The sequence below is a fragment of the Paraburkholderia sp. CNPSo 3076 genome (genome assembly GCF_026343935.1).
Classification (GTDB): domain Bacteria; phylum Pseudomonadota; class Gammaproteobacteria; order Burkholderiales; family Burkholderiaceae; genus Paraburkholderia; species Paraburkholderia nodosa.
This window is the reverse complement of the sequence record NZ_JAPMAL010000036.1, coordinates 18,202-43,893: the sequence shown is the minus strand read 5'-3', so window position 1 is coordinate 43,893 and position 25,692 is coordinate 18,202. Positions and strand designations below refer to the sequence as shown.

General features: G+C 65.0%; 25 protein-coding genes, 2 tRNA genes and 2 pseudogenes. 15 read left to right on the top strand and 14 right to left on the bottom strand.

Translation table 11 applies throughout. From position 1 onward, the window contains the following. Positions 1 to 85: 85 nt before the first annotated feature. The 4 genes from M3A49_RS33545 to M3A49_RS33530 all read right to left on the bottom strand — a co-directional run bounded on the left by M3A49_RS33545 (position 86) and on the right by M3A49_RS33530 (position 2,798). Positions 86 to 418, bottom strand: a complete 333-nt coding sequence (locus tag M3A49_RS33545; RefSeq protein WP_416339066.1) for a DUF4148 domain-containing protein — start codon at positions 416 to 418, stop codon at positions 86 to 88. 118 nt (positions 419 to 536) lie between these two features. Then, positions 537 to 1,220, bottom strand: coding sequence for an amino acid ABC transporter permease (locus M3A49_RS33540; protein WP_266232789.1), 684 nt, complete (start codon positions 1,218 to 1,220; stop codon positions 537 to 539). Continuing rightward, positions 1,217 to 1,948, bottom strand: a complete 732-nt coding sequence (locus tag M3A49_RS33535) for an amino acid ABC transporter permease (RefSeq protein ID WP_266232788.1) — start codon at positions 1,946 to 1,948, stop codon at positions 1,217 to 1,219. Before M3A49_RS33535 ends, M3A49_RS33540 begins: the two co-directional genes overlap by 4 nt. Before the next feature lie 16 nt (positions 1,949 to 1,964). After that, complete coding sequence (locus tag M3A49_RS33530; RefSeq protein WP_266232787.1) at positions 1,965 to 2,798, bottom strand: ABC transporter substrate-binding protein; 834 nt, start codon at positions 2,796 to 2,798, stop codon at positions 1,965 to 1,967. Between the two features lie 543 nt (positions 2,799 to 3,341). Here M3A49_RS33530 and M3A49_RS33525 point away from each other — a divergent pair. Together M3A49_RS33525 and M3A49_RS33520 are read left to right on the top strand one after the other, a co-directional pair. Beyond that, positions 3,342 to 3,761 carry a hypothetical protein gene (locus M3A49_RS33525; RefSeq protein ID WP_266232786.1) on the top strand — a complete coding sequence of 140 codons (420 nt, stop codon included), beginning with the start codon at positions 3,342 to 3,344 and terminating at the stop codon, positions 3,759 to 3,761. A gap of 371 nt (positions 3,762 to 4,132) precedes the next feature. After that, positions 4,133 to 5,344 carry a GNAT family N-acetyltransferase gene (locus M3A49_RS33520; protein ID WP_266232785.1) on the top strand — a complete coding sequence of 404 codons (1,212 nt, stop codon included), beginning with the start codon at positions 4,133 to 4,135 and terminating at the stop codon, positions 5,342 to 5,344. A 16-nt stretch (positions 5,345 to 5,360) separates the two neighbouring features. Here M3A49_RS33520 and M3A49_RS33515 read toward each other — a convergent pair whose 3' ends face one another. Continuing rightward, the gene (locus M3A49_RS33515) at positions 5,361 to 6,053 is read right to left on the bottom strand and encodes a pyridoxamine 5'-phosphate oxidase family protein (protein ID WP_266232784.1); all 693 of its coding nucleotides are present in this window, start codon (positions 6,051 to 6,053) and stop codon (positions 5,361 to 5,363) included. Positions 6,054 to 6,296: 243 nt separating this feature from the next. On the opposite strand from M3A49_RS33515, the gene M3A49_RS33510 reads away from it, so the two are divergent. After that, positions 6,297 to 6,372, top strand: a tRNA-Asn gene (locus tag M3A49_RS33510). Positions 6,373 to 6,377: 5 nt separating this feature from the next. Beyond that, positions 6,378 to 6,453, top strand: a tRNA-Gly gene (locus M3A49_RS33505). A 39-nt stretch (positions 6,454 to 6,492) separates the two neighbouring features. On the opposite strand, the gene M3A49_RS33500 is transcribed toward M3A49_RS33505, so the two are convergent. Beyond that, complete coding sequence (locus M3A49_RS33500; RefSeq protein ID WP_323183452.1) at positions 6,493 to 6,711, bottom strand: ATP-binding protein; 219 nt, start codon at positions 6,709 to 6,711, stop codon at positions 6,493 to 6,495. 272 nt (positions 6,712 to 6,983) lie between these two features. Here M3A49_RS33500 and M3A49_RS33495 point away from each other — a divergent pair, with 272 nt between their 5' ends. From M3A49_RS33495 to M3A49_RS33485, 3 genes are all read left to right on the top strand, one after another. Continuing rightward, on the top strand, positions 6,984 to 7,313 hold the full coding sequence (locus tag M3A49_RS33495; protein ID WP_266232783.1) for a hypothetical protein: 330 nt from the start codon (positions 6,984 to 6,986) through the stop codon (positions 7,311 to 7,313). A gap of 129 nt (positions 7,314 to 7,442) precedes the next feature. Continuing rightward, positions 7,443 to 8,372 (top strand): anti-sigma factor family protein, encoded by a 930-nt coding sequence (locus M3A49_RS33490; protein ID WP_266232782.1) that lies wholly within the window; start codon positions 7,443 to 7,445, stop codon positions 8,370 to 8,372. 230 nt (positions 8,373 to 8,602) lie between these two features. Beyond that, a complete protein-coding gene (locus M3A49_RS33485) occupies positions 8,603 to 9,046 on the top strand; it encodes a universal stress protein (protein ID WP_266232781.1) in 444 nt (147 codons plus the stop codon). A 47-nt stretch (positions 9,047 to 9,093) separates the two neighbouring features. Here M3A49_RS33485 and M3A49_RS33480 read toward each other — a convergent pair. Beyond that, positions 9,094 to 9,318, bottom strand: a pseudogene (locus M3A49_RS33480) (sensor histidine kinase); the annotation flags it as partial. On the opposite strand from M3A49_RS33480, the gene M3A49_RS33475 reads away from it, so the two are divergent. Both M3A49_RS33475 and M3A49_RS33470 read left to right on the top strand, forming a co-directional pair. Beyond that, complete coding sequence (locus M3A49_RS33475; RefSeq protein WP_416339065.1) at positions 9,310 to 9,705, top strand: ketopantoate reductase family protein; 396 nt, start codon at positions 9,310 to 9,312, stop codon at positions 9,703 to 9,705. The pseudogene M3A49_RS33480 and the gene M3A49_RS33475 overlap by 9 nt on opposite strands. A gap of 15 nt (positions 9,706 to 9,720) precedes the next feature. Beyond that, positions 9,721 to 10,923, top strand: a complete 1,203-nt coding sequence (locus tag M3A49_RS33470) for a cytochrome P450 (RefSeq protein WP_266232780.1) — start codon at positions 9,721 to 9,723, stop codon at positions 10,921 to 10,923. A 78-nt stretch (positions 10,924 to 11,001) separates the two neighbouring features. On the opposite strand, the gene M3A49_RS33465 is transcribed toward M3A49_RS33470, so the two are convergent. The 3 genes and pseudogenes from M3A49_RS33465 to M3A49_RS33455 all read right to left on the bottom strand — a co-directional run bounded on the left by M3A49_RS33465 (position 11,002) and on the right by M3A49_RS33455 (position 12,629). After that, positions 11,002 to 11,367, bottom strand: coding sequence for a cupin domain-containing protein (locus M3A49_RS33465; protein WP_266232779.1), 366 nt, complete (start codon positions 11,365 to 11,367; stop codon positions 11,002 to 11,004). A 259-nt stretch (positions 11,368 to 11,626) separates the two neighbouring features. Next, a pseudogene (locus M3A49_RS33460) lies at positions 11,627 to 12,007 on the bottom strand (alpha/beta hydrolase); the annotation flags it as partial. Positions 12,008 to 12,125: 118 nt separating this feature from the next. Then, positions 12,126 to 12,629 carry a DUF3331 domain-containing protein gene (locus tag M3A49_RS33455; protein WP_266232778.1) on the bottom strand — a complete coding sequence of 168 codons (504 nt, stop codon included), beginning with the start codon at positions 12,627 to 12,629 and terminating at the stop codon, positions 12,126 to 12,128. 395 nt (positions 12,630 to 13,024) lie between these two features. Here M3A49_RS33455 and M3A49_RS33450 point away from each other — a divergent pair, with 395 nt between their 5' ends. The 6 genes from M3A49_RS33450 (at position 13,025) to M3A49_RS33425 (ending at position 18,899) form a co-directional block, all read left to right on the top strand. Next, positions 13,025 to 14,098 carry a catalase family peroxidase gene (locus tag M3A49_RS33450; protein WP_266232777.1) on the top strand — a complete coding sequence of 358 codons (1,074 nt, stop codon included), beginning with the start codon at positions 13,025 to 13,027 and terminating at the stop codon, positions 14,096 to 14,098. Between the two features lie 173 nt (positions 14,099 to 14,271). After that, positions 14,272 to 14,817: an RNA polymerase sigma factor gene (locus M3A49_RS33445; RefSeq protein ID WP_266232776.1), complete on the top strand. Its 546-nt coding sequence runs from the start codon at positions 14,272 to 14,274 to the stop codon at positions 14,815 to 14,817. Continuing rightward, positions 14,814 to 15,737 (top strand): anti-sigma factor family protein, encoded by a 924-nt coding sequence (locus M3A49_RS33440; protein ID WP_266232775.1) that lies wholly within the window; start codon positions 14,814 to 14,816, stop codon positions 15,735 to 15,737. Before M3A49_RS33445 ends, M3A49_RS33440 begins: the two co-directional genes overlap by 4 nt. A gap of 71 nt (positions 15,738 to 15,808) precedes the next feature. Beyond that, positions 15,809 to 16,645 carry a hypothetical protein gene (locus M3A49_RS33435; protein WP_266232774.1) on the top strand — a complete coding sequence of 279 codons (837 nt, stop codon included), beginning with the start codon at positions 15,809 to 15,811 and terminating at the stop codon, positions 16,643 to 16,645. 19 nt (positions 16,646 to 16,664) lie between these two features. Further along, positions 16,665 to 17,558, top strand: a complete 894-nt coding sequence (locus M3A49_RS33430) for a c-type heme family protein (RefSeq protein WP_266232773.1) — start codon at positions 16,665 to 16,667, stop codon at positions 17,556 to 17,558. 3 nt (positions 17,559 to 17,561) lie between these two features. Then, positions 17,562 to 18,899, top strand: coding sequence for a serine/threonine-protein kinase (locus M3A49_RS33425; protein ID WP_266232772.1), 1,338 nt, complete (start codon positions 17,562 to 17,564; stop codon positions 18,897 to 18,899). Here M3A49_RS33425 and tagF read toward each other — a convergent pair. From tagF to tssK, 4 genes are read right to left on the bottom strand one after another with little or no spacing between them, the layout of a single operon-like run. Beyond that, entirely contained in the window at positions 18,896 to 19,456 is a 561-nt protein-coding gene (tagF, locus tag M3A49_RS33420; RefSeq protein WP_266232771.1) for a type VI secretion system-associated protein TagF, read from the bottom strand. The genes M3A49_RS33425 and tagF overlap by 4 nt on opposite strands. After that, complete coding sequence (tssM, locus tag M3A49_RS33415; protein WP_266232770.1) at positions 19,453 to 22,977, bottom strand: type VI secretion system membrane subunit TssM; 3,525 nt, start codon at positions 22,975 to 22,977, stop codon at positions 19,453 to 19,455. The genes tagF and tssM overlap by 4 nt, the downstream gene beginning before the upstream one ends. Then, complete coding sequence (gene tssL, locus M3A49_RS33410) at positions 22,974 to 24,326, bottom strand: type VI secretion system protein TssL, long form (protein WP_266232769.1); 1,353 nt, start codon at positions 24,324 to 24,326, stop codon at positions 22,974 to 22,976. Before tssL ends, tssM begins: the two co-directional genes overlap by 4 nt. Before the next feature lie 24 nt (positions 24,327 to 24,350). Beyond that, a complete protein-coding gene (tssK, locus tag M3A49_RS33405) occupies positions 24,351 to 25,685 on the bottom strand; it encodes a type VI secretion system baseplate subunit TssK (protein ID WP_266232768.1) in 1,335 nt (444 codons plus the stop codon). Positions 25,686 to 25,692 lie beyond the last annotated feature (7 nt).

Sequence of the window (25,692 nt, the reverse complement as noted above, 5' to 3'; positions counted from 1 at the left end):
TGGCCCGTTGGCTGTCAGCCGAAAGTCTGCCCAGGGTAGATCAGGGTCATCGAGCCGACGCGGCCGTCCTCGGCAATCCGGTGAGTCATTGGCCGCTGTAGATCGGTCGCAGACCCGGAATATCCGCCTGGGGTGCGGCCGGCGCGGCTTGCCCGGATGAGGAAGTCCCACTGGCCACCCCGCCATAGCCGCTCGACGCCGCCGCCGAACCGGCCACCCGCGCTTCGGCCTGCTGGATCTGCTGAGGATAAGTCGTCTGATCGCCGTCTCCGGGCCGATATCCTGCCCTTTCGAGCTGGACGAGCTGATTGCGAACCTGCGCACGGGTGAGTGCGCCGTTAGATTGAGCCAATGCGATTGCAGGCGCGGCGAGCGCCACTGCGATTGACAGGGCCGAAGCCACAACTTTCACTTTCATGATTCACCTCGATGTCTATGAAGGGCTGCAGACGGTCGTTTGCAGCAGCTGAACGCATCGTAGACAGGTGAGCACTCGAGATAAAGAACCGCACGGGAACAACATTTGTGCGCATCGGTTAAAAGCGTGGCTCACGGCGCGCGAGCAGCGCATTGGCGCCCCATTGCAACGCACCGCACAGCAGCAGATAGACGAGCCCGACGAACAGGAAGATTTGCGCCGGGTACACCAGCAGACGGTTATTGAGCTGATTGGCGAGGAACGTGAATTCCGGCACGCCGACGATATAGGCGAGCGACGTATCCTTGATCAACGCCACCCCCTGATTGACGAACGACGGCATCATCACCCGCACGGCTTGCGGCAGGATGACTTCGCGTAATGCCTGCCAGCGCGTCAAGCCAAGCGAGAGCGCTGCCTGCCGCTGCCCTGCGGCGATCGACGTGATGCCCGCATAGACCGAATGCGACAGATACGCGCCGCCGATCAGCGCCAGCGCACACACGACCGTTGCAAGACCAGGAACGTCGACGTGCAGCAGGATTGGCATCAGGAAGAAGGTCCAGAAAATCAGCATCAGCACGGGTATCGCGCGAAAGAACGCGACCGCCGCGGTCAGCGCGAGACGGACGACTCCGCGCGTCATTGCGAGCGCAACGCCAAGCGCGAATCCGATCAGGGCCGCGAGAAGCGCCGACACCACCGAAAGCGCGATCGTTAGCGCAACGCCTCCCAGCGGTCCCGCCGGAAACGCGCCGATCAGCAAATAACGCAAAGCCGGTAACCACGCGAACCCGTTCACGCACGGCCTCGCTGCGAACCGTGCTGGCCGGCGCGTTGCCAGAGCACCAGCGCGACCTCGATGACCGCGATGGCCAGCACATAGAATACGGTCGCGGTGCCGAATGCCTGGAAGGTCCTGAAGCTTTCGGTATCGACCTGCCGCGACATGTACGATAGTTCGCCGATGCCTATCGCCATCGTCAGCGACGAGTTTTTGATCACGTTCATGTATTGGCCAGCGAGTGGCGGCGTCGCGATGTGCAACGCCTGCGGCAGGATCACGTAGCGCAGGCTCGCGTACCGGCGCATGCCAAGCGCGGTGGCCGCCTGCCACTGTGCGTGGTTCACGCCGCGCATGCCGGCCAGAAACTCTTCGCCGATGAACGCCGTGGTGTAGCACGTCAATCCGACCCAGCCGGCGAACAGTTCGAAACTCGGCCAGCGCAGCGTGAGCGGTCCAAACGTCGCCAGGTGCGGCATGTTAAGCCAGGTCATCCATCCGGACGGCAAGACGGCCGCGACGCCGAAGTACCAGAACAGCAATTGAACGAGCAGCGGAGAATTGCGGAAGACGAACACGTAGAGCACCGCAGCGCGCGCAATCGCGCCAGTGCGCGCCGTGCGCGCAACCGCCAGCAGAAAGCCCAGCGGCGTCGCACACGACGCCGCGCAGGCAGAGAGCATCAGCGTGACGAAGAAACCTTGTTCGAGCCACGCGAGATACTTCGGTTCAAGCCAGTTATGCATGAATCGGGCGCCGCGCTCAACCGTTCTTTTGCGGGTCGCCGATCTTGAACAGACGGGGCAGCGGTGCCGCACTCTTCGGGCCGAACCACTTGTCGTAAATCTGCGCGGCTTCGCCGTCGCTTTCCAGGTGCGTCAGCGTGCTGTTCACCGCATCGAGCAGCCGCGTCTCGCCTTTGGGCACGCCAACGCCTTCGTAGTCGTTCGAGATCGTGAACGGGGAAATCTCGTAGCCCGCCTTGTCCGGCGCGCGTGCAAGCAGCGCGACGAGCTTCGGGCCGTCCTGCGTGATGGCCTGCACGTTGCCCGTACGCAGCGCAGCGAAAGCGAAAGGCGTGTCATCGTAAGCGACGATGGTTGCGCCAGGGAATTTCGCACGCACCTGCTGTTCGTTGGTCGTCCCTTTATCCGCGCCGATACGCAGACCATTGAGCTGTTCCGAAGACTTCAACACACCCTTCTTCGCAATGAACTGGGTGCCGGACGCGAAGTACGGTGTGCTGAAATCCACTTCCTTCCTGCGATCGTCGGTAATCGTAAAGTTGGCGAATACCAGATCGACCTTGCCCGACTTCAGAAAGGCGATGCGATTGGCGGGATTGGTGGGCTGAACTTCGAGTTTCACACCCAGGCTTTCGGCGACGGCGCGCGCATAGTCCACGTCGAGCCCAACGATTTGATTGTCGTTCGGATCGACGAAACCGAACGGCGGATTGCTGTCGAATGCAGCAACGCGCAACACGCCCGCGCGTTTGATGTCGTCCAGACGATCCGCATGCGCGGACGTCGATGCCACGACCAGAAGTGCCGTCAACAGTGCGCCTGGCACTGCGCCCCAGATGCTGCTTTTCATTATCGGTTTTCCTTCTCTTCTCATTGCCGTTGCGCTGACACCGAACCTGCGCGCTGGCGAAGTACGCAGCCTATCTGCATGACGGGTGCGAACGAACCAACATTTTTTCAGATCGAAAGCGCTGCTGGCGATATGGACCAACGGCATGCTGTAACCGTGTATTACGCCGCGTTATAAGCGCCGGGATACAGCGTTTCAGTGACCCACTCCCGCTCCCCACGAGCCGCAAGTAACGTTGACGCATGCTTCTTTGCATGCAGCCTCGCGCTGCAACTCTTGCCGGGAAAATCGCATCGAGCCGGTAATGTCGACTATCGCCCATGCCATCGACGTGCATTTCTTTCGCGCGAGAAATTGAATGCGAACAGGTTCGTAAGTTCTTACAACTTCAAGGGGCTATCACGCTTGACCTGGGCACATCGGCTGCTTAGGATCAACGTGGGACTTTGCTTTGAGCTTATTCATCGATGAGTCGATGAGTCAGTTTCAGACGTCAGCATGGCTCACTGCGAAGCCCGGTTTGTCTGCATTAGGGGGACTTTTATGTCTTACCGCCGCTGGACGTCTCCTGCCGAGACCGCAGAATGGATCATCCTCGTCGGCGCAGCTTTCGCAGTGCTGGGCGGGTGGATACCATGGATGGGCCACGCGCCTTATTACTTCGTTGCCGGCGTTGCACTGATCGGCGCTGGCATCCTCATGCTATGGAACCGCTCAGCGGGACTATGGTGGTATTTCGGCATGTTCGCCGCCGCCCTCGGCTGGTCGATCTTCAAGGTTGGGCTGGATGGCTGGAGTCTGCTGCCGCGACTCTTCGTGCTCGCCCTGATCGGCATCGGGATAAGCCTGGTCATTATCACCAACAGTTCGGCAGTCGGCCGGCCACTGCGCGTGGCGGCGATCACCACGGCAGTGTTCTACCTCGTCGCAATCGCCAGCATGCTCTGGTCCGCCATCGCCTGATCAGCACCGCACGCGTCCACTCGCAAACCAGGTTTGCGGGCTCGGCAATAACCGTATTCGTCGTCGGTCGAATCTCCACATAGTTGATCATTCAACCGACTCGAGCGGCAACTCATGCCGAAGGCAAAACGCATCCATGCGATGGTGCGGTGCGTTTTACCACAAGTCCGCATTCCTGCTACCACGCTTGCACCACGCATTAGTCGTCAACCGCCAATTTCAAGCAATCGGAATACTTTCGCGCGCTGCGCAAGTTATTTCGATGGATCATATGGATATGCCTCCGATGTTCATACGCATCTTGTTCGGAGTCCATATCGATAAGCAAAATGTGAGATTGACGCTCCGCCGAATCGGACTACCGGGACAACATGATGCGAAACTCACCGACCGAGACTGCTTTCCTTCCCGACGTCGCCACCCGCGCGAACACGGGTAGTATTCGCCATGAGATCCGCGTATGCAGCACCCACGCGGACTTCCTGAAACTGCGCCCTTCCTGGGAAGCCGTCTGCACTGCGTGCCCAGCCACGCTCGAATTCGCCTACTGCGAACTTGCAGCGGCCAAGGCATTCGCCCGTGGCGCGGCAGTCAGTGTCGCGCTTGTCTACGACGGCGCCGCGCTCATCGCGCTCTGGCCGCTGTGCATTGCGCGCGAACGCGCATGCCGGGTCGCGCGCGCGCTCGGCTGCGGAAGCAACGAGGAATATGGCGGCCCGCTCGTATCCGATCGAGGCGACAGGCGCTTCTATGATGCCGCCGTTGATGCATTGCGCAGCGTCGACGCCGACGTGCTGGAGATCCGGTTCGTCGAAAGCGGTAGCCCGCTTCACCAGGCGCTCTCGCGTGCGCCCCTGTCGTGGGTCTTGCGCGCGCTTCCTGAGCGCTGGCGCCTGCTGTCCGGGTACGCCATGGAGCTGTCCCGGTTCCCCACCTTCGACGCCTTCATCGCCACGAGGCCCGACTCGCTGCGGCGCCCATTGCGACGCCTCGCAAGGCGGCTTTCGGAAGACGGCGCGGTTGAATACGGCTGGTGCAAGGACGTTGACGACGCCCGAGCGGTGCTCACGTGGCTCTTTGCGACGAAGCGCCACTGGGTGCTCTCACGTGGCCTCGACGCGCCTTATCTGATGAACGACGACGTGCGCGACTTCTTCATCGAACTCGCCGGGCGGACCGATCTCGTTACGACTCCGCTGGTCTCGTTCGTCAAACTGGACGGCGTACCCATTGCGGCATCGGTGAACCTGACCGGGCCGCGCAGACTGGAGTATTTCATCACGACGTATGACGAAGCCTATGCCGCGCGCTCCGTCGGCAACCTGCTGGTCGACAGCATGGCGCGATGGGCGCTCGCGAACGGCCGTGATTTCGACTTCCGCCCATACTTCTCTAGCTACAAGGAGCGTTGGTCAAATCATAAAAGCTGGTACGAGTCGCATTTCGTCATACTCACCTGGCGCGGCAGGCTCGTTGAGTTTCCCCTTGCCGCGGAGCAGCTTCGGCGCGTATTGCGCAGAGCGCGCGAGTTCGCCATCGACCCGCTGCGCGCAAAGCTACGTGCCCTCACGTCGGCGCGGTGAACGCGGCAATCCGCGGTCAGCCGTCGTGCGGGTTTGACCAGGCCTTCACGTAAGCCGGGGCCTCGCGCTCCGGCGCGACTGTGTCGACCACGGGCGGCAACGGTGCGAGCGTCAAAGGCAACACGCCAGCCCAGACGGGCCGATCCATGTCCTCCTCGTCGTCCTTTGGGCCGCCCATGCGGATCTTCGTCACCGATTCCGCGAGCGCAATGCGCATGACCGTGGTCGCCGCCAGCTCCTTGCGATTGCCCGCACGCACTTCATGCCTGCGGCCCGGCGCGATGTGCTCCATGAAGGCATCGAGCACGGCCGCCTTGTGCTCCTCTGTCACCACCTCGAACACGCCGTAGATCACGGCGGAACGATAGTTCATCGAATGATTGAACGCCGAGCGCGCGAGCACGAGGCCATCGAGATGTGTGACGGTCACGCAAACCTGGGCGCCATCGGCCGCGAGGCGCAGCATGCGGCTGCCGTTCGAACCGTGAATGTAGAGATGATCGCCCTCGCGCCAGCATGCGGTGGGGATGCAATGCACGCCGTGCCCGTCGGCGAAGGCGACATGGCAGACGTAGGCTTCGTCAAGAATCGCGTGCAGCGTCTGTGCGTCGTAGTGCGCGCGCTGCGCGACCCGGCGCACGCGCGTGCGTTGCGAAGGTGCCGCGCTGGTGTCGGCGGCGGGTTCGTTGACGGCATCGGCGAGGGACATCGTTTTGCTTCCTTTACGTTCGGGTTGAGATGCCGCCTACGATAGACAAGGCGTGGCCCCATGGGTAGATCCAGACTTGCCTTGCGCGCTGGAGCCACGAAATGGCCGGAAGCCAATTGACCGTATGTAATACACCGTAAACCGTTAAATTTCCCACTAAATCATCCCCAATACGCCTCACGAGATTCATCAGGAAAAAGCTGCAAGATCAAAAAATCTCCTGTACAATCCGGCCTCCTTGATTCCCCGATAGCTCAGTCGGTAGAGCGCCGGACTGTTAATCCGTAGGTCCCTGGTTCGAGCCCAGGTCGGGGAGCCAGCCATGCGGGAGTAGCTCAGTTGGTAGAGCGCAACCTTGCCAAGGTTGAGGTCGCGAGTTCGAGACTCGTCTCCCGCTCCAGCATCCAGGCAGGCCATCCGCCTGCGATCAGCGCAGCTTCTAATCGCCCCTGCCCCAGCCTTGCGGCAGCGAAAACCGCAAGCACGCCCCTTTCCCCTCCAGCGAAGCCACTTCGATCTGTCCGCCGTGCGCCTCGACAATCGACTTGCAGATCGACAGCCCCATCCCCATGCCCGCTTCTTTAGTGGTCGCGAGCGAGTCGAACCGATGGTGCACGGCCTTCGCGGCAATACCTGGGCCCGTATCGGTGACCGACACCCACACGCCGCGTGCGCATCGCCGCCCATGCCGTCCAGCACCGAATGATGGGCGGCGAGAATGGTGGCTGAGCCACTTTCGCCCTGCAACAAGGTTGCGCGCACAAGCGGTGCAGTCGACCAATCGAAGGGCGTGTTCAGTTCCCCCGCGGCCTCGGCTTGCCACGATGCCCGCGCATTTTCGACCACGCGCAGCGGAATCCGTGCGTCGGGATCACGATAAAAGGCAGGAGCCGCCCCACCATCGGCGACGATACGCGTGGAGAGCAAGGGATGCCGCTGCTGGAGCGCAAGCAACACCGCTTGCCAGGCGCTGGGCTCGAACACGCGGTCGATTTACGCGACCAGTGCGATATGAATCGCGCGATTGCGGTCGAGCAGCCAGAACAGATGTTCCATACCGCCGAGTGCCCGCACCAGAGCGGTCGCCTGCTTCAGGTTGTTTTCGCTATCCGTTTGCTGATTTCGCATCTGAATTCCGTGTTCTTCAGAAGAGAGGGAAACGTTGAACGCAATCGTTGGCGCGTACGGAATTTTGTTCGCCCGCCGGGTGTTCTGCTCAAGGCGACGGTTTCGCCGCTTTACCCTATCGTCGAAAAATGAAATCTACCGAGACGATGACTGTCGCCGAATTGGCCGGGTGTGCGCGCGCTCGAACGTGCGCATCAACTCGAACCCGGAACGGCGCCACTGAGCTGGAAAAGACGCGGCGAACAGCAAGCAAATTGGGGCATGACGATGGATGACATCCTGCTCATGGCTTACGTCGACGGCGAACTCGCGCCGCATGAGCGCGAGGACGTGGAGAAGACGATCAGCGCGTCGCCCGAGATCGCGGAGCGCGTTGCGCTAATCGCGGCCTCGGCGCTGCGGTATCAGCACGCATTTGCGCACCAGAAGCTACCACCCGTGCCCGAGCGGCTCACGCTCAAGATCGCGCAGCTCAGGCGCGCGTATGCCGATGCGCCGGAAGCCTCGGGCAGCGCTCGACGCAGCGCTGCCGAACCTGCGGGGTTTTCGCGGCTTTTCGCGCGCTTGGCCTTTCGCTTTCCGCTCAATTTATCGCTGCCGGGTCTCGCCATGACTTTTGCCGCGGGCGCGTTAAGCTGCGCGCTGGTGCTGCGCTTCGCGACAGACTGGTCACATAACGACCACGGCGCAAGCTCCAGCGCGTTGCACGCCGCGGCCGCGAGAGTCTCGCCGTGGGTCGCGGCGGCGGTGAACTATCAACAGCTTTACACGCGCGACACCGTAGCATTCGACGCGCTCACACCGGAAGTGGCCTCGCAGGTGATCTCGCAGATTCACAGCAACGACGGCGTGCCGATACGCGTGCCCGACCTGCGCCCGGCGGGGCTCACGTTCACGCGCATTCAACGGCTGCGCTTTCACAACAGGCCGCTCGTGCAGATCGTGTATCTGCCCAAAACGGGTTTGCCCGTGGCCCTGTGCGTCATGAAGGACGAAAAACCGGACGCGAGCATGACGCATGAGCATGTCGAAAGCATGAACGTTTTGACGTGGCGGCGCGCCAAGCTCAGCTACGCGTTGATTGCGTCGCTCGACGACGATCAGCTGCTGGCAATCGGCAAACAGATTGCCAAAGGCCAGACGGACGAAACCGTGGGTCAGGTGGCGCCGCGCGGCAACGCCGCGGGTTGAATGACTGCGCGCACTGTCCGTTACTCCGGAGCCCGAATTATGTCGGAATATATCCTCTCCGACGAGAACACCGCGGCGTAAACCAAACCAGTCCGCCACCTGGAATAAACACCGATAACGGACTGTTCTGATTGCGCGGCCAGGCAGCTCGCCCTCCGGGGCGAATGCACTGGCCAACCTTCATGTTCAGTCAGGCGCCGCCAGCGGCTCCGTTACGTTATCGGCACATCATGTCTTCCTTTTCCCGCATGCTGCTCGTGTATGACGGCACGAGCGAGGCCCAGGCCGCGCTGCACCGCTGCTCGCAGCTTTCGCTTGCCTTGTCCGCGCCTGTCGATGTGGTCGCCGTCGTCGATACCGAAGCGGTGAATGCGAGCTGCGGCGGTCTGCTGACCGACGTTGCCTATAGCCACCTCGAGGAAATCGCCCGCAATACGCTGAGCGATGCCGTCTCGCAGCTGGCCAATATTGGTATTGCCGCGAACGGCTGCGTCAAATACGGGCGAATCGCCGATGTCGTGGCGCGCCACGCGCAAACGTTCAACCCCGACCTCATCGTGCTCGGTCACCGCGCGCGAGCAAGGCGCTGGTGGAGCGGGCGCCCCGCTCATGTCGATCTCGCCGAGCGTCTGCGCGGAACGACCATCGTCACCGTGACGCTGGCGTCTACGTAGTCATGCGTAACGCAGCGCCGATGGTCCGACGATTCAACATGCCAGCTTCACGTTGCGGCCAACGGCAGCGTGAGGCGCGCCTGCAGACCGCCTGTGCGCCGGTTTTCGAGTTCGAGCTCGCCGTGCATCGCGAGCGTGATGCGTCGAGCAATGGTGAGGCCAAGCCCCGAGCCCGACGCCGCCGTCTCGGGCGCGCGAGACCACGCGGCGAAAACCGCTTCCAGACGGGCGGGAACGATCCCCGGCCCCGAATCGAGTACCGTGTGCACGAGACGCTATGGCAAAAGCTCATTCTCAACTGCGCCTATAACGCGGTCTCCGCCATCGTCCAGTTGCCGCTCGGCGCCATGGCGCATCGCGACGCACTGCGCGAAACCATGCGCGAAGTGGTTGCCGAGTGCCTCGCCGTCGCAGCCGCCGAAGGCGTGCATTTCGAGCACGATGCCGCGCGCATGATCGAGCAGATCGAAGCCACGATTCCCGGTAGTCAGTATTCGTCCACCGCCCAGGATCTCGCGCGCGGCAAACACAGCGAAATTGACTTTCTCAACGGCGCGATCGTGCGGCGCGCTATGATCGCGGGAATCGCGACGCCTGCCAACCGCACGCTCCACACCCTCGTCAAGGTGCTGGAAGGGAAACCCACCGCTCACGCCTAACCGTCTCCCATACCCATGCAATTCTCCGACTTCTCCTCGCTCGCCTTCTACGCCAATCCTTATCCCCTGTACGAAAAGATTCGTGCAGCAGGGCCGATTCTGCCGGTTGGACCCAAGGCATTCGTAACCGGGCGCTTCGAGATCATCGACGCCTTGCTGCGCGACTCGCGCATGGGCAAGACCTATCTGCAGAGCGTGGCCGCGCGCTACGGCGAGGCGGCGACCGCGCAGCCGGTTTTTCAGTCGCTGAGCCGGACATTGCTGATGATGAATCCGCCCGCGCATACACGGCTGCGCGCCCTGTTGATGAAGACGTTCAACGCGCGCGGCATCGAGAAGCTGACTGCGGTTGTCGAGGCCACGACGCATGAACTGCTCGAACGCGTGGACTCGCGCGCCGAGTTCGATCTGGTCAGCGACTACGCGTTCCCCTTGCCGGTGCGGATCATCTGCCGGCTGCTCGATGTCCCCGTGGCGGACGCGACCGCGCTAGGCGACGCGGCAAGCCAGCTCGTCGCGGCATTCGATCTCGCGCCGCTCGACGAAAACGGCTTGCGCGCGGCCGACGAAGCCGCGCTCACGCTCGAGCGTTACTTTCACGGCGTAATCGAACAGCGCCGCGCACAGCCCGGCGACGATCTGATTTCCGCCATGCTCAGCGTGGAAGACGAGGGTGCGCGGCTCACCGACGAAGAAGTCGTAGCGAATGCCGTGCTGCTATTCATTGCCGGCCACGAAACGACGTCGAACATGATCGGCAACATGATGATCGCGCTCTTTCGCCATCCTCAGCAGATGGAGGCGTTGAAGCAGGACCCGAAGCTGTTGCCGCGGGCGATCGCGGAGTGCATGCGTTACGACGGCGCGGTGCAGATGCTGGTCCGCACGGCGCTGGAAGACATCACGCTTGGGGAAGCCTCCCTCGCGCGCGGCTCCGTGGTGTTCATGCTGATCGGCTCGGCCAACCGCGATCCTGCCGCATTCCCCGCGCCCGACACGCTGGACTTCGCGCGCGGCGCGAGCACGCCTTCGCTCGCGTTCGGCGCGGGCATTCACTATTGCCTGGGCGCACGGCTCGCCGCGCTCGAACTGGATGTCGCGATGCGGTCCCTGCTTGCGCGTTTCCCGGAACTCCGCCCTGTGGATCTGGACGGTCTGGTCTGGCATCGGCGCAACAATTTGCGCGGCGTGACGTCCTTGCGCGTGTACACGCGTTGACGTCGGGTGGAGCCGGGTCAGCTTCGTCCTGCCCGCTCCATGAAAATTCCGTCGATCGCCATTGCGGCGCGCGCGGCCTTATTGCTTCGCATCGTCGGGGCTATACGTCACGTACAGCTTTGTATAGCCCTGCGTGTCGAATTGGCCCGTCCATCCTTTGGGAAGCGTCACGGCTTCGCCTGTCCCGACGTTCAGCACCGAGCCGTCCGACGAGGTGAGCTTCACGCCGCCAGAAAGAAAATACAGAAGCTCGGTGTAGGCGAGCCCCTGCGGTCCCTTGATGACCTCGTGCGACGGGCCTGACTTGAACACGCCGGTTTGATAAGCCTTGTCCGGCGACGTAAAGCCGACCACGTCGGTCATCTGCGTGCCGTTTTCAACCGACTTTTGTGCGTCCTTGCGGTTGAAGACGGCGCCGTCGAGATCGGCTTTCGAAAGCTTCACAGGCTTTACCGTCTGTGTCTGTGTCTGTGCCTGTGCCTGTGCGCAAACGCATGCAAACAAGGAGACCGCCAGCACCGCAGCGAGAGCGGATCTACGAGTCTTGGCCATGACCATGAGTCATCCGTTGAATTTGCCCCGGATCGCTTCGAGATCTTCGGGGCTCAGGTTGATATCCTTTGTGTCGGATTGCGAATCGACAAGCCTTACCTCCCAACGATACGTCGAGCGCTCACCAATGCCTTAAGCGCCGGAAGCGTCGCTACAGATGCTGGACTTGCAGCATAGCATCGGCAAACGCCTTGGGCGCTTCTTGCGGCAGATTGTGGCCAATGCCGCCGCTGATGTCCTGATGCTGATATTTGCCCGTGAACTTCCCGGCGTAAGCCGCCGGCTGCGGATGCGGCGCGCCGTTCGCGTCCCCTTCCATCGTGATGGTGGGCACCGCAATCGTGGGCGACAGCGCCAGCTTCCTTTCGATGTCGTCGTACTTCGACTCCCCTTGCGCGAGACCCAGCCGCCAGCGATAGCTATGAATCACCACCGCGACATGATCGAGGTTCTCGAAGGAAGCCGCCGTGCGATCGTAGGTGGGATCGTCGAAATGCCACTGCGGCGAAGCGAGGCGCCAGATCAGCTTGTTGCGTGTTCTACAGTGTTACGGTGTGCGCGTTTGGCGGGAGAAACTGAATCGGACCAGGAAATCCCAGATAATGAGTTTTGTGTGCCGGAATTTAGTGCCTTTGCGGCGCCATGCCTGGCTATTCTGGCGATTCGGGGTCGGCCAGGCGAGCGCCCCGCGCCTCCAGCGCCGCGGCGAGGATCATCGCCCCCGAATTCAACGGGATCTTGTAGCGGCGCGCGAGCGGCCGGAAAACCGCATCGCCTCGCTTGATGTGCTCCCCGGACAGCACACAGATGCCCGACTTTCTGGCGATTGCGCGTTTCCAGACCTGCTCGCGGTAGCTGCAGCGCGTCGGGTCGCTCCACGAGAGCGTGAACGACGAATTGGCCAGTCGCTCTTCTATCTTGACCGTGCAACTTGCGTAGGTGTTGTGATCCGCGGCCCGCAGATCGCTGCGCGTGCGCACCGCGGGCGCGCAGCGGGCAACGCTGGTCCTCGAAGCCGGGGAGGCTAGCAGGCCAGAGACCACGTGCGCCCACGGACTGCGCGCGCAGTCCGGCGCAGTGGCGGCTGCGTCGTCGTCCGGCGCGTGTGTTGGATCGTTGGCGTCATCGGCACCAGCGGGCTGCACGAGGCGCATGTTTTCGCCAGGGCCGCCGCCATCGAGTGCGCCTCCCGCATATGTCGACCTCCACGAATCCAATCTCACCACGGCTAACTCCCATTTTCTGGGTGAGCGTGTCTGTCACGCGTGTCCCGTCGCCCGAAACCGGAACGGCCTGTGTATTGCGCCCACTCATTTCGAATGAGTGAAGCTTAAGGAGAAGCGCGGCGAGTCGCTATTCTTCCCGCGCATAAACGGATAGACGCTTTTGGATGACGACCCCATACGTAGGTATACCTTCGTCGTTCAGTGCACACTGAATAGCGGCAAGCGGATTACCATAGCGGCGTCGCCGCACGACGGCACCGCACGAGATTCATAGAGGGCCTTTTCCATGCATCAGCGGCTGTATGAGGCCCCTGCGCTGATTTATGTCCCGTCTTTCGCTTTCGCAACTTCTTGTCCGATACGCATTCATCGCGATCACGCTCGCGGCCTTTGCCGCGGCGTTCGCATGGGCCGCGGGCTGGATACACTGGCCCGGCGCCCAGGCCGCGCTCACGCCCGACCGGCTCATCGACGCCTTCGAACGCAGCGCCGGCAAGCATCCCGGGTTTCGCCGCAACCATGCAAAAGGCATCTGCGTGAGCGGCTATTTCGACAGCAACGGCAACGGCACGGCGCTTTCTCGCGCGGGCGTATTCGAGCGCGGCCGCACGCCGTTGATTGGCCGCTTCTCCGCGCCCGGCGGCAATCCCGCCGAAGACGACGCGGACACGACCGTGCGCAGCTTTGCGCTGCTTTTCGCGCTGCGCGACGGCGAGCAATGGCGCACCGGCATGAATTCCGCGCCCGTCTTCGCGGTGCGCACGCCACAAGCGGTTTACGAACTGCAAGAGGCAATGCAGCACGACAAGCGCACGGGCCGCCCCGACCCCGCGAGACTCGACGCGTTCTTTGCGAGCCACCCCGAAACCGACGCGCTGCGCGACTGGCTCGCGGCGCACCCGCCGGCTTCCGCGTTCTATAACGCGAGCTACTACAGCATCGATGCGTTTCGCTTCACCAATGCAAGCGGCAACATGCGATTCGTGCGCTGGAGTGTCGTGCCCGATACGCCTTACGCGCCGCTGGACACCCGCAATTCGAACGCGAGAGACCCCGACTTTCTCGCGCACGACCTGAAAGTGCAATTGCAATCGGCTCCGGTGCGCTGGCACCTCATGCTGACGCCCGCGGGTGCCGGCGATCCGGTGGACGACGCCACCCGCGCCTGGCCCGTCGAACGCGAGCAGCATCGCGTCGATGCGGGTACCATCGTCATCGAGCATGCGCAGTCGCAGATCGACGGCCCCTGCCGCGACATCAATTTCGACCCGACGCTCCTGCCGGTGGGCATCGCGCCCTCTGACGACCCGCTGCTCGCCGCGCGCGCGGCCGCTTACGCGGTGTCGTTCGACCGGCGCACGAGCGAAGAAGCGCACGCCGACGTGAAAGCCCGCTGAAGGCAGCGCGGGCGCAACCCAAACGAAAGCATGGAATAAAGCCCACCGGCCAGGTGTTTCGTTTCAAGTTCACCCAAATGGCCCGAGCCGCGCGCCCCTGACCAGACGGTCGCACACGACCGCTAAGCGCGCGCCGGTCCGGATTGAACGGGGATCGTGGAGAAAACCCTTCGATGAGCGGTACAGACTTACCGGGCATGCTTCCCGCCATGATTCCGCGGCTGTGGGCGTTTGCGCTGCGCCTGTCCGGGGACCACCACGATGCCGAAGACCTCGTGCAGCGCGCCTGCCTGCGCGGGCTCGAACGCGCGCATCAGCTTCAACCCGACACGGCTCCGCTGAGCTGGATGTACTCCATCATGCATTCCACATGGATCAACGAATTGCGAGCCCGCAGCGTGCGCAAGCGCGCGAGCTTCGAATGGGACGACGATTTCCTCGAAAACCTCCCCGATCCCGTTGATAAAGGCCCCGAAACGCAACTCATGCACAGCCAGATCATCGAGGCGGTCGAGCGCCTGCCCGAAGCCCAGCGTGTGGTGATGCTGCTCGTCGCGGTCGAAGGCATGACGTACCAGCAGGCCGCCGACGTGCTCAAGGTACCCATTGGCACCGTGATGAGCCGGCTCTCGCGAGCGCGGCAATCGGTCGGCGCCATGTTCAGCGGTGCAGCGCCCAAGGCGCCGCCCGCCCCGCAGCACAAGGACTCACTCGCATGATTGCCGACGACGCACAGTTACTCGCCTATGTGGACGGCCGCCTGTCGCCGGACGAGCGCGCCGCGATCGAAGCGCAGTTGCGCGAGTCCGCCGAGGCGCGCAAGAAGGTCACGCTGCTGCGCACCTCGCAGGTCGATTTCGCCGCTGCCTTCGCCCAGCAAACGCTGCCGCCCGTGCCCGAATCGCTGCGCCTTGGCATCGAGGAAATGGTGCGCGCACAACCCGGGCAGCCTGCGCAACCGTCTTCGAGCGCGAACGACGCGGCGATACCAGCCGCGGAACAACAGACTTCCGCGCCCGTGAGATCGCGCCTGCGCCGCGTGCCGGTCTGGCTCGCGGCGGCGTGCGTGGCGGGCGCGTTCCTGGCAGGCCAGTTCGTGCGCTTCGACGGGCTGTTCGGGCCTGCCGGTCAAGGCTCCGGCGCCTCGCAGCTCGCGAGCGCATCGGAGCTGTCGCCGTGGGTGAAGGCGGCGGTTGGCTACCAGAAGCTCTATACGCGGGAGACCGTCGCCTACCGTCAGGACGATCCGGCGCTCGCCGCCAGGGTCGTCGAGGACATCCGCCGCGACGACCGTCTCGCGCTGCGCGTGCCCGATCTGAGCAACGCCGGGCTCACCTTCAAGTCGGTGCAGCGCCTGCGCTTTCACGACAAGCCGCTCGTGCAGATCGTTTATCTGCCGCGCAACGGGCCACCTATCGCGTTGTGCGTGATGAAGGACGCGCGCCCGGACGAAGCGGTCGCCTCGCGCACCGTCGACTCGATGGGCGTCACCACGTGGCGGCAGAACGAGCTGACCTACGCGCTCATCGGCCAGGCGGGCGATGTCGATCTCGCCGCGCTCGGCAAGCGCATCTCGAACCTCGATACGGCCGCGCTATTCAGCGAGGCGCAGGAAGCCGTACCGCCGCACAACGGGTAGCGCCAAGGTCGGCGCGGAATAATTTCGCCGCCGGGCTGTTGTGTTGAGGAACCCTCGACCAATGGCTCGGCATGATTCATCGATGGCACCTCTGGGCAGCGGGCATCGTCATCGCGGCGGCGCTTGCGTCGCCCGCGCACGCCGCCTGGCGGCTCGCGAGCAGCGATGCACCCGTCAGCGTCGTGCGCGGCACGAACGCGACCTCGGCAGCGGCGGGCGACACCTTGCGCGACGGCGACCTGCTCGAATCTCGCGAAGGCGTGACGCATCTGCAGGACGAGCACGGCACGCTCGTCGCGCTCGGTCCGCGAACTCGCGCGATGCTCATGGCCGACGCCCATGTGGCCTTGCTCAGCGGCTGGCTGAAGATCGCCGCTGCCGCGTGCGCCACCGCGCCCTGTGCCCAGGTGCGGGTGGACTCGGAATCCGGAGCGCTCGATGTTGGATCGAGCGCAGCGGCGATCGTCGCAGCGCCCGAGGGCACGCAAACGGTCGACGTATTCAGCGAAACCGGAACGCAGACCTTCGCGGCCAAGCCGCCCACGTCGATACCAAACGGCCGCTTCGCGAGCATCGGCAGCCTTGGGCATGTGCAATTATCGGGGCGCCCCACCGACGCCTTCGTCACGGCCATGCCGGTCGCGTTTCGCGACGCCTTGCAGCCGCTCGCCGTCGCCAGGCCCGCACGCAGTGCGCCGCCCTCGCACGCCGCCACTTACGACGACATCGCGCCGTGGCTGGGCAGCAGGCTGCCCGCGCGCAAGAGCTTTCCCGCACGCTTTCGCTCGCGTCTGACCGATCGTGCATTTCGCCACGATGTTCAGGCGCATCTGAACACCCTGCCCGACTGGCGTGCCCTGCTCTATCCGCCAGAGCGCCCGGCCGTTCGCAAAGTGCGCTATCCATAAGGCTCGATCCTTCACCGCCATGAAGCCCGGACTCTCGCTCAGCGTCAAATTCAACCTGGTATTCCTGATCATCTTCGCGATCGCGCTGGTGGTGATCGGCGTGGTCTCCGACCGTCTGCTGCAAAAGCAGGCGCTCGAAGAAACCGCGCACGACGCCAACATCCTCGCGAGCGCTGCATCGTCGATGCAGAGCTACACCGCGGCGCACGTCACGCCGCTGCTCGCCACGCAGATCAAGTACAGCTTCGTGCCCGAATCGATCCCCGCGTTTTCGGCCATCGAGATGCTCAAACTGCTGGGGAAGGACTTCCCGAACTTCTCGTACAACGCCACGATGCTCAACCCGACCAATCCGCGCGACCGCCCGACCGACTGGGAGACCGACGTCATCCGCCATCTGCACGATCATCCGGAACTCAAGGAACTGACCGGCCAGCGCGATGCGCCGGGCGGCCGCTCGTTCTTCCTCGCGCGGCCCAGCAGCATTACCGACACCGCCTGCATGCAGTGCCATAGCACGCCGAACGCCGCGCCCGCGACGGTGATCGAGAAGTACGGCACCTCGAACGGCTTCGGCTGGACCATGAACGAGGTGATCGGCGCAGAGTTCGTGTCCGTGCCGATGGCGCAGCCCATTGCGCGCGGTCGCGCCGTCTGGCGCACGTTTATGCTTTCGCTCAGCGCCGTGTTCGCGGTCGTGCTGATCGTCATGAACGTGATGATGCACGTGCTGATCACGCGCCCCATTCGTGCGCTGTCGCGCGCCGCCGACGAAATGAGCCTCGGCAAGCTCGACGCAACCACGCTGCCAACGGGCGGATCGGACGAAATCGCCTCGCTCGCGGTGTCCTTCGGACGCATGCAGACCAGCCTCATCGAAGCGTTCCGCATTCTCGACGAAGAGCAGACGTAAGCGATGTCCCACTCCGCCGACATCCCCACGACATTCGACCGCTACGTGATCGAGCGCGTGCTCGGGCGCGGCGCAATGGGCGTGGTGTATCTGGCGTTCGACCCGCGCATCGAGCGCAAGGTGGCGCTCAAGACCATCGAGCGGCCCGCAGGCGGCGAAACGGACCATGAACTCACCGCGCGCTTTCTGAACGAGGCGCGCGCCGCAGGACGTCTCGCCCACCCGCACATCGTGGCGGTGTACGACTATGGCGAAACGGGCGACACCGCCTTCATCACGATGGAATACGTGCGCGGCGAAACCCTCGCTGCGCATCTCGCGCAGCACGCGAGCGCGGGCACGCAGATGAATCCGCGGGCCGCCCTGCGCTGGTTCGCGCAACTACTCGATGCACTCGACTACGCGCACGGCTCAGGCATCGTTCACCGCGACATCAAGCCCGCCAATCTGCTGATCTCGCCGCGCGGCGAATGCAAGGTCGCGGACTTCGGCATCGCGCAGCTCGACACATCCACGCTCACGCAAACCGGCACGCTGCTCGGCACGCCGAGCTATATGTCGCCGGAGCAGTTCACCGGCGACGCCGTCGATGCACGCTCCGATCTCTTTAGCGCCGCCGTCGTGCTCTACGAAATGCTCACCGGCGTGTGCCCGTTCACGGGAACGCCGGGCGCTGTGATGCGCAAGATTCTCGACGAGATGCCGCCGCCCCCTTCCGCAGTCGTGCCCGGCTTGCCTGCGTACGTCGACGCACTGGTGATGAAGGGCATGGGGAAGCGCCCCCCAATGCGCTACGCCGGCGCGCGCGAATGGCGCGATACGCTGCTTGCGGTGCTCACGACCGATGTCCATGAGGATGCCGAACGAACCGTGCTCGCGCATGCGGCCTTTGAATCGCCGATCCCCACGCCGCCAACGCAGACCCCACTTGACCCCGAACTCATCGCGCACCTGGAGAAGCGCCTCGCGAGCCATGTCGGGCCCGTGGCGTCGCTGCTGGTACGGCGTGCGTGCGCAGGCGCGACGAACATCGATATGCTGCGCGAACGCCTCAGCGCTCACTTGCCCACCGACGATGCGCGGCGCGACTTCGATTCGCTGTTGATTCCGGTGGGCGCGGGCGCGCCGCGCACGATCGGCGCGCACATCATCAGCGCCGAAAGCGTGAGCGAAGCCGCCTCGCGCCTCTCGACGCTGCTGGGCCCCATCGCCCGTATCGTGGCGCGCCGTGCCGCAACCCAGGCCACCGATCTGCGCACCTTCCACGCGCAACTGCTCGACGCCGTGCCGGAGTCGCACCGCGAAGCGCTGCGCCGCGAATGGGGCATCGACGGCGACTAGTCCACGCTGTCGTGCGCTTCGAGCAGATCCAGGAACATGCGCGCATCGAGCGGTCCCTCGTGCCGATGCGTCACGCCATCCTCGTGAGTCCACCACACGCTGGCGCCTTCGCACGATGCCAACGCGACTGACTGCTCGCGCAGCGCAGCCAGGTTCGACTCGAACGCCTTCAGCGAAAACGAAGGCGCCAGCGTGGACAGGGCCAGCGCGCATGCCTCGTCGTGCCAGCGCGAATCGACGGCGCGCGCTGCGCTTTCGATCTGCCGCGCGATCACGAATGGAAAATAGCGCCCCACAGCGTCGATGCCCGGCATGAGCACGCCGGTGCAGGCGCAGTCGTCGATAACGGAGGGCGGAGCCGAAAAGCGCCACACGGGCATCTCCAGGTAACGCTCGAGCCAGCCTCCGGCATGGCGCTCGCGCGCGGCGAGCAAGCCGCGTTGCAGCCACGCGTCCCAACGGCCGACGAAAGCCGCGGAAAGGCCGCGTCCGACGAAATCGCCATGCGTGCGGACCTTGCCGTAAAAACCGGCGTCGATTCGATCATCTGCGTTCATAGCGACGTCGGGCAACGAAAGCCATTGAGCACGCCCGCGCGCAACGGATTGTTCACGCTGCCGGCCACGAGCGCGAGCGTCACCTTGCCGCCGTCGAAGGTGGCGTTGAAATGATCGGCCTGTCCGGTCTGCTCGATGCGCGCGGCGTCGAGCAGATGGAACAGCGCCCAGGGTCCTTCCGCGCGAGGCGGCGGCGCAGCTGCGGGGTCGAGTTCGACATGCGCCTGCCCCGTGCCCTTCCCGCTCGGCCACTGGAACGCGGCGGTGGCGTTGGGCGCATCGCTCGTCGCGCTCAGTTGAGTGCCGTCGATATCGAGCACGAAGCGCTTCACCGAAGGATCGAGCGTGACCACCTTCGCCGAGAACCGCACGGACACGTCGTGGCCGCCGTCGCGGAACAAGGCGTCCCGCAGCGTCGCCGCACGCTGGAACGCCACCGGCACATCGTCAGGAATGCCGAGGGCTTTCGCTTCGGGCCGCCACTTCCATACCGTGCCGGACGTATCCACCCGATTCTGCAGGTTCTTCTGGAAGAACGCGTCGATCAGGCCGCCAGGCGCCAGCACGCGCGCGAAGTCGTCGGGCGCGGCGTCGCGCGCCGACGCCCTCACGAGCGGATAGCGGCCGTCGAGCGCCTGCCTGCACGCGGGCGCGACGGTCGTGGCCCACAGTGTCTGCAACTGCGCACGTTGGCCCTGAATCTGCACGGTATCGGCATTGCCCGCTACGCCTTGCAGCACCGCCGCGAGCGGCGCGGGCGCGTTCTGCGAGAGCAGCTTCAGGCGGTCGAGCGGGCCCGTGGCGGGCGGCGGCAGCGACTGCTTGCGCGCCGTGTCTTCCGCCTGCAGGGTCGCGGCGGCGTCCTTGAGCGCGTTGATGTATTCGTCCAGTGCCGCGCCAGCCAGATCGTGCAGCGCCTGAAAATGCGTATCGACGGGCGTCGGCGCGGCGGGCTGCTCTGCATCCGCGCCGATGCGGTTCTTGAGCGCGTCGAGTTTGCCGGGCGCGGCGGCCGGCGGCGTGAAGGTCGTTTCGCGCGCAACGGCCTGAATCAGCGCACGCAACGGCGAATTCGCCGAGCCGAGCAGGTTCGCGATGCGCGCGCCCTGATCCGGCGCACTGAACGGCACAACGGCGATATCGACAAGCAACGCGTCCCACTGGCGGATCGCCTCCTCGCTGTAGAGCCGCGTGAGCGCCGCGCGCAATGCCTCGGTGCTCTGCGCATCCGTATGCGTCTGGCCCGCGCCGAGCACCCAGTCGTCCTTCGACAGATTGGCGAGCGCATCTTCGCGCAAACGCACGAACGCGTCGAAGCCCGCACGCGTGTAGGCGCCCTCTATGCCTTGCGTGAGCGGCGCGCCGCTCCTTCTCACGAACACGATCTGCCCGCTCGGCCCCGCCGCTTTCGCCACGGTGAATTCCGGCAGGCGCAGTTGTGCCAGTTGCTGATCGATACGGCCATCCAGGCGCTGCGCGAGCGGCACGCGATTGAGCACGGCGCGCGCCTGTGAAATCAGGTTCTGATCGAGCGGCAAGTTCGAATCGAACTCGCCACGCCGGAACAACGCCTGCAAATGCTGCTCGATGTCCGCGCGCTGCGCGTCGCTCGCATCTTTCATCGAACCCGTTCGCCAGGTACGCAGCGCCCAGACCTGCAGCGCGTCCGGGTCGAAATGCGTCGGGTCGCCCAGCATCAGGTACGCGCGTAGCGCCTCATAAAGCGTGGCGGGATCTTCCGCGCTGCCGCGGCGAAGCTGGTCCTCCATGCGTTGCACGACGATCGGCAGCAAGGTCTGCCGCAACAGGCGCTGGTACACACGCTGCGCCTCCTGGCCGAGTTTCTGACGCTGATCGAGGCCGAGACCGGCCCACCACGGCGCGTCACGCGAAGCGCGCTCCGCTTCGCCGCCGGGCAAATCGCGCGCTGCGTCGAGCAGCGGCAGGACCGCAAGCGGACTGTCACCCGCGCTGGTCTTCTTCGCAAGCTCGGCGAGCGCGGCGATCTGCTGACGGCTTGCATCGACGAAGCGGCGATTCGCGCGATCGCTCGCGAACAGGGCGATCAACCCCGCCGCCAGCAACACGGCGATACCCGCGATCGCTGCCTGCTGAAAGCGCGCGCGCCGCCGCAGCGCGCGCGGATCGCTGCCCGCGATGCCCTGCTCGGCGAAGATCACGTCGCGCAGCAGCCGCTTGACGAAATACGCGCGCCCGCTCGAGGCGTCCGCCATCACGACCTCGCGACTCAAGCCCAGCGATGCCCCCATCGCGCTCATCATGCGGTCGAGCGGACGTCCGCTCTGCGTGCCGCTCGTGAAGTACACGCCGCGCAGCGATGCCGCGCGCGCGAAACGCGATTCACCGAATGCCTCTTCGAGAAACCGCCGCAACGCTCGCTCGATGCCCGCGAACTGCTGCGGGAACGCATAGATCAGCGCGCGCCGCCGCGCATCGGTTTCCTGCTGCATGCGTTGCAGCACGCGGCCTTGCAGTTGCGCGTGCAACAAGCCGAACTCCTCGGAGAAGCGCGCGAGCGGCGCACTGCCTTCGCCCGCCTCGTTCTCAGACGCGAGCGGGAACGTCATGCCCCACACCTGCTCGCGCTCGTCGCGCCCGAAGTCGTCGAAATACTCGGAGAAGCCTGCGAGCATGTCGGTCTTCGTCACGACGACGTACACCGGCAGGTGCACGCCGAGTTGCTGGTTCAGTTCGGCAAGGCGCTCGCGGATCGCGGCGGCATAGGTGGCGCGTACTGCGTCGGACTGCTGCAGCAGATCGGCGGCCGATACCACGGCCATCACGCCGTCGAGCGGCCGGCGCGGCCGGTACTTGCGCAGCAGCCCGAGAAAGCCGAGCCATGCGCCGCGATCGGCCTGCTCGTGGCTGTCCTGCGTGGTGAAACGGCCCGCCGTGTCGAGCAGCACCGCGTGGTCCGTGAACCACCAGTCGCAGTTGCGCGTGCCGCCCACGCCACCCACCGCCTGCGCGCCAAGCCGGTCCGCGAGCGGGAAGTGCAGCCCCGAGTGCGCAAGCGCGGTCGTCTTGCCCGCGCCCGGCGCGCCGACAAAGAGATACCACGGCAAGTCGTAGAGCGTTTCCCGGCGCGGGGCGAGCCACGCGAACATGCGCCGCATGCCGCGCGCGCCGGCGGCAGACGGGCGCGACTCGCGCAGTGTCTTCAGCGCCGCTTCGAAGCGCGTGCGCAGTGCCGCGACGTCGGCGTCGGCGGCCTTGCGCGCGGGGTCCGGTGCGTGCTTCGCGGGATCGAGCGCATCGGCCACGAGGCTCTGCACGAACGTCGAACTGGCGATGCGCGCCTTGGCAAACCGGACGCCCCAATAGAGCGCCCAGCACGCGAGGATGAGCGCGATCACGGTCCAGCGCCGGGCGCTGCTCTCGAGCGGCGCCGTACCATTGAACGCCACGAGCGGCCCTTCGAACCAGACCAGCGCGCAAAGCGCCAGTACGCCCGCAAACGTCACGACAGCGGGCTTTTTGAACCGCTGGATCCACTTCATGGCGCGGCTCCCGGCGCAAGAATGGCGATGGTCACGCGGCGGTTGCGCGCGCGGCCCGCCGCGGTTTCGTTCGATGCGACAGGCTCGGTGTCGCCACGGCCTTCGGCGCTCACGCGGGCAGGGTCCGCGAGATGCGCCGCGAGGATCGCGCGCACCGTCTCCGCACGCGCCTGCGAGAGCGCGACGTTGGAGGGAAAGCGCGCCGACACGATGCGCTGGTCGTCCGTATGCCCGATCACGACGACATTGCCCGGCTTGTCCGTCAACGCCTCGCCGATGCGCTGCACGAGCGGGACGAAACGCGGATCGAGTTCGGCGCTGCCGGACGCGAAAATCTGTGTGCCTTCGGCGCTGTTGGTGATGGTCACGGTCGTGCGGTCACCCGATTCGCCGACCGTGACCAGCCCTTGCGCTATCTCGGGCGCAAGAAAGCCATCGAGCGCCGACGCGAACTTCGGCGCCGCCTGCGTCTTGGCCGCGAGCACGGGCGCGGGCGCCACGCGAATGCCGCGCATCGCCTCGAACACCGGGTCGGAGAACGCGTTGATGCGCAGCCCGAGCACGAGGCTCGTCGCCATCAACACGAGGCCCGCGAGCGCCAGCGCGACCCACAGCGGCACGAAACCCAGCGTCCGTTCGCGCGCGGGCTCCGCGGGCTGCCAGTGCGGCGACAGCGCGCGCTCGACCGGGCCGCGTTGCGCGCGGATCATCTGTTCGAGGCGTTCGCGAATCTCGTCGAGCTGCCGCTTACCGCCTTCGATGAGCCGGTAGCGCCCGTCGAAGCCAAGCGCGAGCATCACGTAGATCAGTTCGAGCAGGTCGATATCGGCAGCGGGGGTTTGCGCGAGCCGCTGCAACATGACGAAAAGCCGCTCGCCGCCAGAGGCCTCGTTGTGAAACGTCACCAGGAGGCTCCTGCGGCCCCAGACCCCCGCGCCCCACGGCGTCGCCGCAATGGCCTCGTCGATGAAGGTGCACAGGCAATAGCGCGCCGGACCGAGCTGCGTGTCGGGCACGCCGAACGCGCGGCCGTCTGCCTCGAAGCGGCGCACCATCTGGATCAGTTGCGCGCGCAGCGTGTCGAGATCCGGGTGGCTCGGCAGGCGGCGCAGCGGCAGCGCGAGTTCCAGCAACGGATTGGCCGCCCGCAGCAGCGGGTTGCGCCCGGCGATCAAGGCATCGAGCGGCGTGAGCGCGGGCTCTGTGGCTTGCGGCTTGCGCTGCGGCGTGGGTTCCGCTTCGGCGCTGGCCGAGCGTTCGCGCTTGCGCCCTGGCATCGGCATGCGGATCGTGCGCGCCGCGTCGAGATAGTCCGCATCGTCGAGCGGCGCGTTCGTGCTGTCGGTCATGGCAAAGGTCCTCGATGCGAGACTTCAATGACGGATGGCCCAGAGTTCCATCGCGAGCCCGGGGAACTCGCCCGCCACGTGCAGCGCCATGCCCGCGGAAGCCGCCAGCGTTGCCCACGCTTCGTTCTGGTCGTCGAGTTCGAAATAGCTGTAGCCCGCATGGAACGGCAACTGGCGCGGCGCGACCGCCAGCGCTCGCAACGCGATGCCTGGCAGTTGCAGGTTCACGAGATCGCGGATCTTCTCGATGCTGCCGATCTTCACCTGGCTTGCGAACGCGGAGAGCAGCGTGCCGGCCGGCACCTGCGCCCGCACCGCGAGCACGAAGGTCGCGCCGGCAAAGAGCGTGCGGTCCGCGACCCGCGCCACACGCAAACCATATTTGCGTTCTTCGAGGGCGATCGCCACGACCTGCGGATCGGCGACGCGCGACAGCGCGAGCCGCAGCGCATCGATCACGGGTTCGAACGTCTCCTTGAGCCGGTCGTGCCGGTAAGCCGCGAAGGTGGGGGGCCGCCGCCCCGCCTGGCTGAACGTGGCAAGCTCGCCCGCCAGCGCGAGGCACGACTGATAGAACGCTTCGGGATGCAAACCATCCATGGCATTGAAGTGGGTAACGAGCGGCTGTGCACGATTGACGATCTGCAGCAGCAGGAAATCGGCGATTTCGGCCATGCCCGCGCCGTCGGGTTGGGCGAGACGCCCGGCGAGCGCTTCGCCGCGCTGCTGAAGGAGCCCGCCCAGCTCGGTCGAAAAGCGCGTGAGGCGCCCCGCCACGCGATAGTCGAGGCACGGCGCGCAGTAGTCGTCGTCGAGCACGACGCGGCCGTCGCTACGGCGCTCGACCACGTGCGCCACGCCCGCGCACGCATGCGCATTGGCAACCTCGGGCGCGAGTGCGAGGCGCAGGCGCAGCTTGCCGATCTGCAGCAACGTGCTGGGCGCGTCGGCGTCGTTGCTGTCATGCACTTCGAAGTCTCCCGCGCCGTACCGCGCGAGATCGTCGGCGTGCCCGTCGCGGCCCGATTCGGGCGCGCCGGCGCGGCGCACCGGCAGCGCGAGCATCACCGTCACATTCGCGGCGTTTTCGGGGATCTCGAGCGGTTCGGGCAGATCGTCGTCTGCGGGCAGGTTGAACGGCGTGCCGTCGGGCAGCACACCCGCCGCTGCGCGCAACGCCAGTTTGCCGAGCTTGAGCAGCGCCTCGTCGATCTCCAGCGTCGTAAAGCCCCAGCCATAGGCGCGCAGGCCGTTCACGCGGCCCGCGAGCAGCGCCTCGACGTGCCGGTCGTGCTGCTGGAGATGGTGCGGCTGAAGGAACATGCCCTCCGACCAGATGACTTTGTTGTTCCAGTACATGCTATGA